Here is a 14,197-nt window from a genome sequence, read left to right on the forward strand (position 1 = left end):
GTCGGGTTGGCGCTCTTCGCCCCACGCCGACCGAGTCCATCGCCTCACGCCACCCCGCGTCACCCCGGGACGGGTACCGTCGCCCGATGGGCCACCGGGAGGACGTCGAGGAGCTGATCCGCAACAAGGGCGAAGGGCCCGAACCCGAGCGCCTGCAGCGGCTGTTCGACCTCTCCTTCGCCCACGCCATGGCGGAGCGCCCCGAGTCGGCCACGATGCTCGGCCAGCCGGGGCACAACCACCGCTGGACCGACTGGTCGATGGAGGCCGTCGAGCGGCGCCGAGCGGAGGCCCGCCTCGACCTCGACGCCATCGTCACGTTCGACCGCGACGAGCTCAGCGCCGAGGATGCCCTGAGCCTCGACGTGTTCACCCACCAGGCCACCGATTCCGTGGCCGCCGCCGAGCACCCCGAACACCTCCTGGCCATGAACCAGCTCGACGGCCCCCAGGTCGACCTGGCCTTCGTCCTGAGCGCCATGCCCACGGCCACCCGCTCGCACCTCGACGACGTGCTGGCCCGCCTGCGCGGCATCCCCGACGTGGTGGACCAGACCATCGCCCTCCTCGAGCATGGGGTCCACCAGGGCATCACCGCCCCCCAGGTCGCCCTCCGCGACGTCCCGGCCCAGGTCGACGCCAACCTCGGCGCCGACCCGCTCGACAGCCCGCTGCTGGCCGCCTTCCGCCTCCTGCCCGACTCCCTCATGTCCGAGAAGGACGAGCTCACCAACGACGCCGCCGCGATCATGGCCGAGCAGGTGGGACCGGCCATGCGCCGCCTGCGTGAGCACCTGGTCGACCGCTACCTGCCGGCCGCCCGCCAGACGATCGCCCTCAGCGACCTCCCGGGCGGACCCGAGTGGTACGCCGCCAGGGTCCGCCACTACACCACGACCGACGCCACCCCCCAGGAGATCCACGACGTCGGGCGCAGCGAGGTCGACCGGATCGCCGCCGAGATGAAGGCGGTGCGCGACGAGCTGGGCTTCGAGGGCACCGCCGAGGACTTCGCCACCACCCTGGCCGAGGACCCCCGCTTCACCTTCCCCGACGGCCAGGCGCTGCTGGCGTCGTACCGCGACATCGCCAAGCGCGTCGACGCGACCGTGCTCCGGCTGTTCCGCACCATCCCCCGACTGCCCTTCGCCGTGGTGCCGGTCCCGGCCGAGCAGGCTCCGTCGGCACCGATGGCCTTCTACCTCCCCGGCTCGCTCGACGACGGCCGGCCCGGGCAGTTCTTCGCCAACACCCACGACCTGGCCAGCCGCCCGTCGTGGAACATGGAGTCGACCTGCCTCCACGAGGCGGTCCCCGGCCACCACTTCCAGCTGACCCTCGCCCAGGAGCTCGATGGGGTCCCGACCTTCCGCAAGCACGTCTTCGTCACCGCCTACCTCGAGGGGTGGGGCCTGTACTGCGAGAGCCTCGGCCCCGAGCTCGGGATGTACGACGACCCGTACCAGCGCTACGGCGCCCTCGACAACGAGATGATGCGGGCCGTGCGCCTCGTCGTCGACACCGGCATCCACGCCCTCGGCTGGAGCAGGAAGCAGGCCATCGACTTCTTCCGGGCCGCCTCGGCCAGCCCGATCGAGGACATCGTCGTCGAGGTCGACCGCTACATCGTGCTCCCCGGCCAAGCCCTGGCCTACAAGACCGGCGAGCTGAAGCTCCAGGCCCTGCGGGCCAAGGCCTCGACCGCCCTGGGGGACCGCTTCGACATCCGCGACTTCCACCACGAGGTACTCCGCCACGGCTGCCTGCCCCTCGACCTGCTCGAAGCCCAGATCGACGCCTGGGTCGCTCGCGCCTGAGACCAAGATCGGTGTTCCTACCGATGACCCGGACCGGACTCGCCCGTACGGTCGTATCAGGGGCGCACCCTGCGCACCCCACACACACGAGAGGTGACGACATGCCGGTCTTCATGGTGGACAGGGACCTTCCCGGGGTCTCGATGGACGCGCTCGGCCAAGCTCAGCGGCGAGCGATCGACACGGCGGAGGCCCACCGAGCGAAGGGAAAGGACGTCCGCTACATCCGCAGCACCTTCGTCCCCGGTGAGTCGCACTGCATGTGCCTCTTCGAGGCACCGACCGCCCAGGATGTGGTCGACCTGAACGACGAGGCCGAGATCCCCTACACGCGGGTCACAGAGGCCCTCGACCTCACTCCGTAGCGGCCTCCTCCGGAGGTCCCAGCCCCCGGCGGACGGCCCACATCGCCAGCTGGGTGCGCGACGAGAGACCCAGCTTGGTGAAGGTGTGGGCCAGGTGGCTGTCGACGGTGCGCTGGGACACGAACAGGCGGTCGGCGATCTCGCGGGTCGTGAGGCCGGCAGCCACCAGCTCGGCGACCTGCAGCTCCCTCGGGGTCAGCTCGGTGACGGGAGCTCGGACGGCCGCCTGGTTGTGGCTTGCCGCGGCCAGGCCGGGGCCGTCCTCGAGGCGGGTGAAGGCGACAACCGCCTCGCCGTAGAGGCGGGTAGCCTCCTCACCCGCACCCTGCTCCTCCCAGAGCCCACCGAGGTTGTTCAGCATGGCGGCCTGCCCTCGCAGGTCGTCGACCTCCTGGAACAGCTCCAGCGCCCGATCGGCGAGCTCGATGGCGTGGTCGACGTCTCCTCGACCCTGGGCCAGGATCGACAGGTTGTTGACGCACAGCGCCTCTCCCCGCCGGTCGCCGATGCGGGCGAAGAGCTGGCGAGCTCCGTCGTGGAAGCGAACGGCGCGTCGATGGTCGCCGGTGTCGTCCGCGAGGTGGCCGAGGTTGGCCAGCACGGCGGCGGCCTCGGCCCTGCGACCGTGCCGGCGAAGCAGTCGGAGGCTCGCCAGCAGCTGACGGGTGGCGTCGGCCGGTCGGGCCTCCGCAGCAGCGACGAGCCCCAGGCTCGAGTGGGCGAAGGCCAGACCGAGGGGGTCGTCGAGCGCTTCGAAGACGCTCCGCGCCTCCTCAGCAGCCTCGCCCGCGGTCTCGGGGTCCCCGGCGCGGAGCGCCGCGACCGCCAGCGCGTTCTGGCTCGCCGCTGCGGCCCCACGATCGCCGAGCTCTCGATGGATCGCCAGGGCGGCTTCGAGGGCGGTGCGGGCACCATCGAGGTCGCCCTGAGCCGTCGCCAGCGTCGCCACCGCGCCGAGCGCCCGTGCCCGCTCCGCGGGTGAGCCGTCGACGTTGGCCAGCGCGCTCTCCAGCGTCTGACGACCGGCGACCAGCTGCCCGTGAGCTTCCCAGTGGGGCGTGAGCTGCGTGGCCAGCACCAGCGCCGACGGCGTGGGAGCATCCTCGTCGCCGTCGCCCGCGCCCTGTGGCTCGTGCAGGAGCTCCACGCCCCGTCAACCCAGGTCGAGCAGGGCGTCGAGGCCGACGGTGAGGCCGGGATGGTCGGCCACCGCCTTCACGGCCAGCAGCACGCCCGGCATGAACGAGGTGCGGTCGTAGGAGTCGTGGCGGATCGTCAACGACTGCCCGGTGGTGCCGAGCAGCACCTCCTGGTGGGCGACCATGCCCCGCAGGCGCACCGAGTGCACTGGGATCCCTGCCGGGCCGGTGCCCCCCCGGGCGCCGGGGAGCACCTCGTCGGTGGTGGGGTCGGCGGTCCAGTCCCCCGACGCCGCTGCCATCCGCTCGGCGGTGAGCACGGCCGTGCCAGACGGGGCGTCGACCTTGAGCTCGTGGTGGAGCTCGATGATCTCGGCCGACTCGAAGAACGGCGCCGCCAGCTCGGCGAAGCGCATCATCAGCACCGCCCCGATGGCGAAGTTGGGGGCCACGATGCAGTTGCTCTTGATGAAGACCCGGGCGAGCTCGGCGTGGTCGGACTCGCTCAGACCGGTCGTGCCGACCACGGCGTGGATCCCCGCCTCGGCCGCCCACACCAGGTTGGCGCGCGCCGCCTCGGCCCGCGTGAAGTCGACCACCACGTCGATCGCGAGGTCGGTCAGGCCCTCGGCCTGGCCGAGGATCACCAGGTCGGCGTCGACACCCGTGACGGGCCGAAGGTCGAGCCCCTCGTGGTGAGGGTCGACGGCGGCGACGAGCTCGAGGGCGGGGTCGCCGACGACCGCCTCGCACACGGTGCGGCCCATACGCCCCGTGGCCCCGAACACACCCACCCTGATCGCCATGGCCCCAGTCTCGCGCCGGGCGCTGGCCGCGCCCACCGCTACGCCAGCTGGGTCTCGAGCTGGCGACGCGAGACCGGCCCCACCACGGCCACGCTGCGGGTGCTGGCTCCGAGGGTGCGGGCCAGGGCGCGCTGCACGTCGTCGCTGGTGACGGCCCGGTAGCTGGCCACCACGTCGTCGAGCTCGGGCACCCGCCCGTGGACCAAGAGGTCCTCCCCGATCCGGGCCATGCACCCGCCGGAGTCCTCGAGCCCCAACATGGTGGAGCCGGCCAGATAACCGGCCGCGACCCGAAGCTCCTGGTCGGTCACGCCGTCGGAGAGGAGGCGGTCGAGCTCGAGGTGGACGAGCCTGAGCACCTCGGGCAGGCGGGCCAGTGCGGTGGCGGCGTAGGCGACCAGAGCTCCGGTCCGCTCGTAGGCGGCATGATGGGAGAAGACGCTGTAGGCCAGGCCCCGTTCCTCGCGGATCGTGTGGAACAGCCGGCTCGACGGTCCCCCGCCGAGCACGTGGTTGGCCACGGCGAGGGCGTAACGGTCGTCATCGTCGCGCGGGAGCGCCCGGACTCCGACGGCCAGGTGCACCTGCTCGGTCCGGCGCCGGAGCACCGCCAGCGACCGGGCCGGGGAGGACGGCCCGTGACGCTCGGGGACGTCGCCACCGGTCACACCGGCGAAGCGCGCCTTCACTCCCGCGACCACCGACTGGTGGTCGAGGGCTCCGGCAGCCGCCACCACCAGGTTGGCGGGCCGGTACCAGCGCCGGTGGAAGGCGCGGATCGTCTCCTGATCGATCGCGGTGATCGACTGGCGCGTCCCGAGCACCTCACGGCCGAGGGGGTGGTCCGGGAAGAGGGCGTCGTCGAGGAGGGTCAGCACCCGGTCGTCGTGGGCGTCGTCCTCCATGAGGATCTCCTCGAGGATCACCTGGCGCTCGGCCTCCACGTCGGCGGGCCGGAAGGCCGGAGCGAGGAGGACGTCGGAGACGATGTCGAGGCCCAGGTCGAGCTCGGCCGCCGGCAGGCGGGTGTAGTACGCCGTGTGCTCCTGGGTGGTGAAGGCGTTCATCTCGCCCCCGACGGCGTCGACCGCCTCGGCGATCTGACCGGCGGTGCGGGCCTCGGTCCCCTTGAACAGCAGGTGCTCGAGGAAGTGCGAGGCCCCCGCCTCGGCGGGGGCCTCGTCACAGGCGCCGACACCGACCCAGAACCCGGTCGTGACCGACCGGGCCCCGGGCATCTCCTCGGTGACGACGCGCAGCCCGTTGTCGAGCCGCGTGGTGGTGATGGCCACGCTGGTGCGCAGCGAGCCGGTTAGCGGCGGCCGCGACCGCCGCGGGGCCGGCGGTTGCGGTCGGCACCGCCACCGCCCTCGCTGCCTCCTTCGGGACCGAGATCGCCGAACTCGTCTCGGACCTCGGACTCGAACGCGTCCTCGAACGAGGCGGTGGCGACGCCACCGCCGCTGCTCGGGGCGTCGTCCTCGCTGCGGCTGCGGCGGGCGGGGCGCTCGCTGCGCTCGCGGCGGGGGCGGTCCTCGCGGTCGCCACGGTCACTGCGTGGGGCGCGGCGGGGGCGATCGTCGCCGCCGTTGCCCTCGGCCTCGGGCAGGTCGCCGGCAGGGCGCAGGGACACCTTGCCCTGCGGGTCGATGTCCTCGACCTCGACCTCGATGGCGTCGCCCAGGCTCAGGACGTCCTCCACCTTGTCGATGCGCTTGCCGCCACCGAGCTTGGAGATGTGGACGAGGCCGTCACGACCCGGGAGGATGTTGACGAAGGCGCCGAACTTGGTGATGTTCACCACCCGGCCCTGGTAGATCTTGCCCACCTCGGCCAGCGGCGGGTCGAGGATCAGCTCGATCCGGCGACGGGCCTCCTGCACGGCATCGCGGTCGGTGCCACCGATGGTGACGGTGCCCACCACGCCGTCGTCGTCGACGCTGATGTCGGCGCCGGTCTCGGCGGTGAGGGTGTTGATGACCTTGCCCTTGGGCCCGATGACCTCGCCGATCTTGTCCATCGGGATCTCGAAGCTGATGATCTTCGGGGCGCTGCTCTGCACGTCGTCGCGGGGCTCGGCGATGGCCTCGTCCATGACGTCGAGGATGGCCATGCGGGCGTCGCGAGCCTGGTCGAGGGCGGCGGCCAGCACGTCGGCGGGCAGGCCCTCGATCTTGGTGTCGAGCTGGAGGGCGGTGATGAAGTCCTCCGTGCCGGCGACCTTGAAGTCCATGTCGCCGAAGGCATCCTCGGCGCCGAGGATGTCGGTCAGCGTCGTGTACTTGCCGTCCTCGTAGATGAGGCCCATGGCGATGCCGGCCACGGGGGCCTTGATCGGCACGCCGCCGTCCATCAGCGACAGGGAGCTGGCGCACACCGAACCCATGGAGGTGGAGCCGTTGGAGGCCAGCACCTCGGAGACGAGGCGCAGGGTGTAGGGCCACTCCTCCTTGGAGGGGACCACCGGCAGGAGCGCCCGCTCGGCGAGGAGGCCGTGGCCGACCTCGCGGCGCTTGGTGCCACCCATGCGGCCGGTCTCGCCGTTGGCGTAGGGCGGCATGTTGTAGTGGTGCATGTAGCGCTTGCGCTCCTCGGGGGCGAGGGTGTCGAGCAGCTGGTCCATGCGGGGCATGCCGAGGGTGAGGACGTTGAGGACCTGGGTGTCGCCGCGCTGGAACAGCCCGGTGCCATGCGCGGTCTCGAACAGGCCCACCTCGGCGGAGACGGGGCGCAGGTCGGCCGGGGCTCGACCGTCGATGCGGATGCCGTCGTTGACCACGCGCTGGCGGATGACCTGCTTGGTCACCGAGCGGATGGCCTCCTTGATCTCCTTCTCGCGACCCTCGAACTCCGAGGACAGCTCAGCGACGATGGCGTCCTTCGCCTCATCGTTGGCGGCGTTGCGCTCGGCCTTGTCGGCGATGGCGTTGGCCTCGGCGATGCGCTTGCGGCCGACCTTCTCGACCTTGGCGTAGACGTCGTCGCCGTAGTCGGCCTTGGCCTGGTATTCGATGGGCTCCCGGACGCCGGCGGACTCCATGAGCTGCTTCTGCAGCTCCATGGACTCGCCGATCCAGGTCTTGGCCGCCTCGAGGCCGTCGGCGATGACGGCCTCGGTGACCTTGGGGGCGCCGTCCTCGTAGTAGGCCCAGGCACCCTCGGTGCCACCGGCCTCCACCATCATGATGGCGATGTCGCCGCCGACCTCGCGGCCGGCCACGACCATCTGGAAGGTGGACGCGTCGATCTCGGCAAAGGTCGGGTGGGGGATCCACTCTCCCTCGACGTCGAAGGCGAGGCGCACGGCGCCGAGGGGGCCCTCGAAGGGCAGGCCCGACAGCATCAGGGCTGCCGACGCGCCGTTGATGGCCATGACGTCGTAGGGGTTCTCGTCGTCGGAGCCGAGCACGGTGCCCACGACCTGCGTCTCGTTGCGCCAGCCGTCGGCGAAGCTCGGCCGCAGCGGGCGGTCGATCAGGCGGCAGGTGAGGACAGCGTCGTCGCTCGGGCGGCCCTCTCGGCGGAAGAACGAGCCCGGGATCTTGCCGCGGGCGTAGGACTTCTCCTCGATGTCGACGGTGAGGGGGAAGAAGTCGATGTCGCGACCCTTGCTGTCACCGTTGGCGGTGACCAGCACCCGGGTGCCCTCGATGCGGGCGACGACGGCGCCCTGCGACTGCTGGGCGAGCTTGCCCGTCTCGAAGGTCAGGGTCTTGTCGGTGCCCGTGATGGGGCCGGAGACGGAGATCGCCTCTTTGCGTGCGTCTGCCATGTGATCTCTCTTCTGTTGGTGTGGCCACCGGCGGCGGGCCAGTTCCCAGTGGAGCGGCGCCCCGACGCACCGGTGAGGTGTCGGGGAACGGCTCCACTGGCAGCTGACCTGTCCGCACCGGGTGACCGGTTGTGGGTGGAGCAGGTGCGCCGAGAAAAACCGGACGAGCAGCCCGGAGGCTGCTCGTGGGGTCTGCCTAGCGGCGGAGGCCGAGGCGGGCGTTGATGGCCCGGTAGCGCTCGACGTCGTTGTTGCGCAGATAGGTCTGCAGGCGACGGCGGCGGCCAACGAGCTTCAGCAGGCCTCGACGGCTGTGATGGTCGTGGCGGTGGGACTTCAGGTGGTCGTTGAGGTGGTTGATCCGCTCGGTGAGGAGCGCTATCTGGACCTCGGGCGACCCGGTGTCGGTGTCGTGGAGCTTGTGATCGGCGATCGTTGCGGACTTCTCGGGCATCTTCCCTCTTGGGCCTCGGTGGTGCGGAGCGCGCCGCGCGACTGCGCAGGGCGCTTCGGGCAGCGTAGCGGCACGCCGGCCGGACCCGCCATTCACCGCCCGGGCCGTCAGGGGTGCCGCGGCACCGAACGGGTCCAGGTGTAGCGGGGCGGCTGGCGCTCGACCGGGTGGCCGCTGTCGTAGACCTCCGCCGGGGTCAGGTCGTGGATGAGCGCCCCCGGCTCGTAGAGGGCACGCTCGGCCTCGGCGATGGCCGGCTTGCCGAAGTCGACCCCGGCCCGGGCCAGCGCCGACCGCAGGTGGAGGCCCAAGGTGTCGAGGAGCAGCTCACCGATGATGGCAGGCAGCGTCTCGGGGTCCTTGAGCACCCACGAGTGGCTGGCCCCGTGGACCACCACCAGCTCACCCCGGCTCCGACGAGCGGCGTCTCTCGCGGTGCGCAGCGGCACGGCCCGGTCGCGGTCGCCGTGGATGACCACCACCGGGACCCGCTCGTCGGCGAGGCGGTCCAGCATCCAGCGGGACGGGCCTGACCGCAGGATCGAGATGGCCGCGCCGACGAGGTTGAGGGGCCGGCGCACGTTGTGGGTGAGGACGGGCAGCCACAGCCGCAGCAGCTTGAGGGCCTGGCGGCGGTCGGCCAGCACCGGCAGGGTGGAGATGGTGTCGACGGCCAGGGTGAGCCCGGTGACGCCCATGAGTGGCGGCGCCACCCGGTACAGGCCGACCATCGAGTCCCACGTGTCACCCACGATGGCGTCGACGAGCAGCACGGCGATGGCCCGCTCCGGGTCGTTCGCCACCAGCTCGGTGACCAGGCGCCCGCCCATCGAGTGGCCGGCGAAGACGGCCCGCCTGATGCCGAGGTGGTCGACGATGCGCCCGAGCAGCTCGGCGTACTCCTTGAGGTCACCGGCACCCTCGCGCAACCCCTCGGTCCCGCCGTGCCCTGCGGTGTCGATGGCGATGACCTTGAAGCCGCTGCCGACGAGTCGCGAGAGGGTCTGGGCGTAGAGCAGGCCCTCGGCGGTGTAGCCGTGCACGACCACCAATGGCACGCCCCGGCCGGCCACCGAGATCTGCACCCGGTGGCCGTCGTCGAGGCTCAGGACGTGGCGGTCGAGGCGGGGGCTCGGGACGAGCGCTCGCTCGGCGTCCCCCTCGAGGAGAGGCCCGCCGCCGCCGACCTCGAGCGCCCTGTCCTCGTCGCTCTCGCTCACCGTGACCACGGTGGGACCCCCAGCGCGGAGCGGGCGGCGTCGACGTCGCGGCGCATCTGGGCGGTGAGGTCGTCGACCGAATCGAAGCGCTCCTGGCCCCGGAGCCGTCTGGTGAACCGGACGCAGGCCGCCTCGTCGTAGAGGTCGAGGCCGTCGGCGTCGATGACGTGGGCCTCGAGCAGGGACAGCTCGGCATCGACGTAGAACTGGGGACGTCGCCCGAGGGAGATCGCCGCCGGGAGGGTGGTGCCGTCGGGCCGGGCGTACCAGCCGGCGTAGACGCCGTCGGCGGGGAGGCACACGTCGGCCGGGAGGGCCACGTTGGCGGTCGGGAAGCCGAGCTCCCGGCCCCGCTCGTCGCCGTGGACGACGGTGCCGCGCACCTCGTGGGGGCGGCCGAGCATGCGGTTGGCGTCGTCGAGGTCGCCGTCGGCCAGCGCCTGGCGGATGGCGGTGGACGACACGGCGCGGGCGCCGGCGGTGCCCGAGGCGACGAGCTCCACACCGTGGACCTCGAAGCCGTGCTCGGCCCCCATCGATTCGAGCATGCCGACGTTGCCCCGGCGCTGGTGGCCGAAGTGGAAGTCGGCGCCGACCACCACGGCGCGGGTGGCCAGGCAGTCGACGATGACCCCAGTGACGAAGTCCTCGGCGGCCTCCTTGGCGCGGGCCTCGTCGAAGGCGACGACGTAGGTGAAGTCGACGCCGGTCGCATCGAGGAGCTCGAGGCGCTGGTCGAGGCCGGTGAGCAGCAGCGGCGCCGAGTCGGGCCGCACCACGCGGGCGGGGTGCGGGTCGAAGGTGATCACCGCCGTGCGGGCACCCAGCTCGGCGGCAAGCCGGCGAGCCTCGCCGATGATGATCTGGTGACCGACGTGGACGCCGTCGAAGAACCCGATCGTCACTGCGCAGCCCTCGGGAGGGCGGGGACAGGCCTCGGCGGTGCGGATCACCTGCACGGGTCGAACCTACCTGCCGCCCACCTCGTGCGGTTGCACCAGCACCACCGCAGGCTTGGCGCGATCGCCCTTGGCCTCGTAGACCGCCAGCAGCTCGCCCGTGCCGACGTCGACCACCGCCCATGGCCCCTCCCCCTCGAAGGCCACCTCGCCGTCTCGCGCCAGGCGCGTGCCGGTGGCGACGAGCGCGGCCAGCTCCGGCCCCGCGGTCACCGACGGCAGGTGGGCCACGGTCGCCGACATGGGCAGCAGCACCGGCTCCTCGAGCCGGGACGCCCCTCCCACCTCGTGGGGGCCGATGGCGGTGCGACGGAGGTTGCGGAGGTGGGCGCCGCCGCCGAGGGCGGTGCCGAGGTCGGCGGCCAGGGACCGCACGTAGGTGCCCGACGAGCAGTCGACCTCGATCGCCACCACCCCGGGCGCGACCTCCTCGCCCACGTCGAAGCGGTGGACGGTGACCGGGCGCGGCTCCCGTTCGACCTCGATGCCCTCGCGAGCCAGATCGTGGAGGCGCCGACCCCCGACCTGCACCGCCGAGACCATCGGGGGGACCTGGGTGATGTCGCCGACGAACGCGGTGGCCGCCCGGCGCACCTCGTCGAGGGTCACGTGGCTCATGTCGTGGGTGGCCACCACGTCGCCAGCGGCGTCGAGGGTGGTGGTCTCGGTCCCGAGCACCACCTCGCCGGTGTACGACTTCGGCAGCGTCGACGTGAACCGGAGCAGGCGCGTGGCCCGCCCCACGCCGAGGAGGAGCACGCCCGTGGCGTCGGGGTCGAGCGTCCCCGAGTGGCCGACCTTGCGGGTGCCGAGGATGCCGCGTGCCTTGGCCACGACGTCGTGAGAGGTCCAGCCCGCCTCCTTGTCGACCACCACGAGGCCGCTCGGGCCCTCCGGCCGGTCGCGCCGGCTCACGGGTCGCCAGCGCCTCCGCGCCCGTAGACCTCGGGGTCGGGATCGGCGACGGGCGGCCTCGATGCCCGCTGGATCCGCTCCTGGGCGAGGAGCTCCTCGATCCGCGAGGCGTAGGCGATCGCCTCGTCCCGGCGGAACTGCAGCTCGGGCGTCCGCTTGATCCGGGCCTGGCGGGCGATGGCGCGCTGCAACACGTGGCGGTGGTCGGCCAGGGCCTCGAGCGCCTCGTCCTCGCCCTCCCCGAGCGACGCCATTGCCACGACGGCACGGCTCATGTCGGGGTCGACATCGACGTGGATGATGGTGACCAGCTCGAGGCGGGGGTCCTCGATGCGGGTGAGCTCCTCGGCCAGGATCTCCCGGCACAGCTCGTTCAGCCGCGCGGTGCGCGGGTACTGCCGGGGGTTGTTGCTCCTACTCCGCGGCATCGAGCCACCTCCGTTCGATCGAAAGAACCTGGATGTCGGGCCTCGACCAGACGAAGCGCTCGGCCTCGTCGAGGATGTCGGTCAGGTGGGCATGGGACGACGCCACGGCGGCGACGCCGATGAGGCAGCGCTGCCACTGGTCCTGATGGTCGACCTCCGAGACGGCGACGTTGAACCGCCGCCGCAGGCCCTCGACGATGGGTTTGACGGCGGCACGCTTCGCCTTGAGCGAGCGCGACTCGGGGATGTGGAGGTCGACCTCCATCGCCGCAGCGTGCATCACCCGCCACGGTACCGAGTGGCGGGCGAGGCGACGCGTGCGCCGGTCAGGTCCGGGGGATCTCCCGGTCCTCGTAGGTCTCGATGATGTCGCCGGGCTTGAGGTCCTGGAAGTCGGTGAGGCCGATGCCGCACTCGAAGCCGGCCTGCACCTCTCGGACGTCGTCCTTGAAGCGCCGCAGGGACGAGACGGCACCCTTCCAGATGATGGTGCCCTCCCGCAGGAAGCGGACCTTGGAGTTCCGGGTGATCGTGCCGTTGAGCACGTAGCAGCCGGCGATGGCGCCGATGCGGGGCACACGGAAGATCTCGCGCACCTCGGCGTCACCGGTGACGACCTCCTCGTACTCGGGGGCGAGGAGGCCGAGCATGGCCTTCTCGATGTCCTCGAGGACCTGGTAGATGATCTCGTAGGCCCGGATCTCGACGCCCTCGACCTCGGCCAGCTCGCGGCTCTTGCGATCGGGGCGGACGTTGAAGCCGATGATGAGCGCAGCGGTCGTGGCGGCCAGCTGGACGTCGTTCTCGCTGATCCCGCCCACCGCGCGGTGGACGAACTGGATCTTGACGTCGTCGCGCTCGAGCTTGCGCAGCGACTCGCTGAGCGCCTCGAGTGACCCGGTGACGTCGGCCTTGAGCACGATGTTGAGCTGGGCGGCCTCGCCCTTCTGGATCTGCTCGAAGATGTCCTCGAGCTTCACCCCGGTGCTGATGGCCGAGGCGTCGGCGGCGATGTTCTTGATGCGGGCGTAGCGCCCACGGGTCTCGCCCACCTTGCGGGCCAGCTTCTCGTCGGGGGCGACCACGAAGTCGTCACCGGCGTCGGCCACCTCGGAGAGGCCGAGCACCTGGACCGGCATGCCCGGACCGGCCTCCTTGATCTGGCGGCCGGTGTCGTCGATGAGGGCGCGGACCTTGCCGTGGGCGGGTCCGGCGACCATCGGGTCACCGACCTTGAGGTTGCCCCGCTGCACCAGCACGGTGGCCACGGGACCCCGACCAACGTCGAGGTTGGCCTCGAGCACCACGCCGTACGCGCGACCGTCGGGGTTGGCCTTGAGGTCCTCGAGCTCGGCCACCACGGCGAGCTGCTCGAGGAGGTCGTCGATGCCGATGTTCTGCAGCGCCGACATCTCCACCATGATCGTCTCGCCGCCCCAGCCCTCGGGGACGAGCTCGTGCTCGGAGAGCTGCTGCATCACGCGGTTGGGGTCGGCGTTCTCGCGGTCGACCTTGTTGATTGCGACCACGATGGGCACGTCGGCGGCCTTGGCGTGGGCCAGGGCCTCGAGGGTGGTCGGCATGACGCCGTCGTCGGCGGCGACCACCAGGACCACGATGTCGGTGACCTCGGCGCCTCGCGACCGCATGGCGGTGAAGGCGGCGTGACCGGGCGTGTCGATGAAGGTCAGCGTGGTGCCGTTCTTCTCGACCTGGTAGGCGCCGATGTGCTGGGTGATGCCACCGGCCTCACCCTCGACGACGTTGGTCTCGCGGATGCGGTCGAGCAGCAGCGTCTTGCCGTGGTCGACGTGGCCCATGATCGTGATCACCGGCGGGCGGGGGCGGAGGGTGGACTCGTCCTCGTCCTCCGCGTCGAGCACCTCGAGCAGCTGCTGGAGGCCGACCTCCTGCTCCTCGCCGGGGTCGACGAGGCGGATCTCGGCGCCCACGTCGGCGGCGAAGAGCTCGATCATGTCGTCCGAGAGCGTCTGGGTGGCGGTGATCATCTCGCCCTGCTGGAGCAGGAACCGGACGACGTCGGCCGCCGAGCGGTTCAGCTTCGGGCCGAGGTCCTTGGCCGTCGCGCCGCGCTCGATGACGACCTCGCCCTCGGGGATCGGTGCGTCCTCGGGGGTGTAGGTCGGGATCTCCTGAGCCTGCAGCTCTTCGCGGTTGCGGCGTCGACGACCGCCACCACGGCGGGGCCGGCGGGGACCGCCGGGGCGGCCACCGGGGCCGCCGGGACGGCCACCGGCACCGGGCACCTGGCCCGGGCGTAGCGGCGGCGGGCCACCGGGGCGGGCGCCTGCGCCACCGCCG

The 14,197-nt window shown here is 71.8% G+C and carries 13 protein-coding genes; 2 read left to right on the plus strand and 11 right to left on the minus strand.

What is annotated here, in order from left to right; all coding sequences use genetic code 11:
- Positions 1 to 86 precede the first annotated feature (86 nt).
- Together VMN58_03645 and VMN58_03650 are read left to right on the plus strand one after the other, a co-directional pair.
- Positions 87 to 1,817, plus strand: coding sequence for a DUF885 domain-containing protein (locus tag VMN58_03645; GenBank protein HUF32287.1), 1,731 nt, complete (start codon positions 87 to 89; stop codon positions 1,815 to 1,817).
- A 101-nt stretch (positions 1,818 to 1,918) separates the two neighbouring features.
- Positions 1,919 to 2,182, plus strand: a complete 264-nt coding sequence (locus tag VMN58_03650) for a DUF4242 domain-containing protein (protein HUF32288.1) — start codon at positions 1,919 to 1,921, stop codon at positions 2,180 to 2,182.
- Here VMN58_03650 and VMN58_03655 read toward each other — a convergent pair.
- The 11 genes from VMN58_03655 to infB form a co-directional block, all read right to left on the minus strand.
- On the minus strand, positions 2,172 to 3,329 hold the full coding sequence (locus VMN58_03655; protein HUF32289.1) for a tetratricopeptide repeat protein: 1,158 nt from the start codon (positions 3,327 to 3,329) through the stop codon (positions 2,172 to 2,174). The two genes, VMN58_03650 and VMN58_03655, sit on opposite strands and share 11 nt — an antisense overlap.
- 6 nt (positions 3,330 to 3,335) lie before the next feature.
- Positions 3,336 to 4,127, minus strand: a complete 792-nt coding sequence (gene dapB, locus VMN58_03660) for a 4-hydroxy-tetrahydrodipicolinate reductase (GenBank protein HUF32290.1) — start codon at positions 4,125 to 4,127, stop codon at positions 3,336 to 3,338.
- A gap of 38 nt (positions 4,128 to 4,165) precedes the next feature.
- Positions 4,166 to 5,419 carry a pitrilysin family protein gene (locus VMN58_03665; GenBank protein ID HUF32291.1) on the minus strand — a complete coding sequence of 418 codons (1,254 nt, stop codon included), beginning with the start codon at positions 5,417 to 5,419 and terminating at the stop codon, positions 4,166 to 4,168.
- A gap of 20 nt (positions 5,420 to 5,439) precedes the next feature.
- A complete protein-coding gene (locus tag VMN58_03670) occupies positions 5,440 to 7,899 on the minus strand; it encodes a polyribonucleotide nucleotidyltransferase (protein HUF32292.1) in 2,460 nt (819 codons plus the stop codon).
- Positions 7,900 to 8,095: 196 nt separating this feature from the next.
- Positions 8,096 to 8,353 carry a 30S ribosomal protein S15 gene (rpsO, locus tag VMN58_03675; protein ID HUF32293.1) on the minus strand — a complete coding sequence of 86 codons (258 nt, stop codon included), beginning with the start codon at positions 8,351 to 8,353 and terminating at the stop codon, positions 8,096 to 8,098.
- Between the two features lie 107 nt (positions 8,354 to 8,460).
- The gene (locus tag VMN58_03680; protein ID HUF32294.1) at positions 8,461 to 9,573 is read right to left on the minus strand and encodes an alpha/beta hydrolase; all 1,113 of its coding nucleotides are present in this window, start codon (positions 9,571 to 9,573) and stop codon (positions 8,461 to 8,463) included.
- Positions 9,570 to 10,532, minus strand: a complete 963-nt coding sequence (locus tag VMN58_03685; GenBank protein ID HUF32295.1) for a bifunctional riboflavin kinase/FAD synthetase — start codon at positions 10,530 to 10,532, stop codon at positions 9,570 to 9,572. The genes VMN58_03680 and VMN58_03685 overlap by 4 nt, the downstream gene beginning before the upstream one ends.
- 9 nt (positions 10,533 to 10,541) lie before the next feature.
- Positions 10,542 to 11,447 carry a tRNA pseudouridine(55) synthase TruB gene (gene truB, locus VMN58_03690; GenBank protein ID HUF32296.1) on the minus strand — a complete coding sequence of 302 codons (906 nt, stop codon included), beginning with the start codon at positions 11,445 to 11,447 and terminating at the stop codon, positions 10,542 to 10,544.
- Positions 11,444 to 11,875, minus strand: coding sequence for a 30S ribosome-binding factor RbfA (gene rbfA, locus VMN58_03695; protein ID HUF32297.1), 432 nt, complete (start codon positions 11,873 to 11,875; stop codon positions 11,444 to 11,446). The genes truB and rbfA overlap by 4 nt, the downstream gene beginning before the upstream one ends.
- Positions 11,862 to 12,155 carry a DUF503 domain-containing protein gene (locus VMN58_03700; protein HUF32298.1) on the minus strand — a complete coding sequence of 98 codons (294 nt, stop codon included), beginning with the start codon at positions 12,153 to 12,155 and terminating at the stop codon, positions 11,862 to 11,864. Before VMN58_03700 ends, rbfA begins: the two co-directional genes overlap by 14 nt.
- 46 nt (positions 12,156 to 12,201) lie before the next feature.
- On the minus strand, positions 12,202 to 14,197 hold a 1,996-nt coding region (gene infB / locus VMN58_03705), incomplete at its 5' end, for a translation initiation factor IF-2 (protein ID HUF32299.1).

This window comes from Acidimicrobiales bacterium, from assembly GCA_035512495.1.
In the GTDB taxonomy this organism is placed as follows: domain Bacteria; phylum Actinomycetota; class Acidimicrobiia; order Acidimicrobiales; family CADCSY01; genus DATKDW01.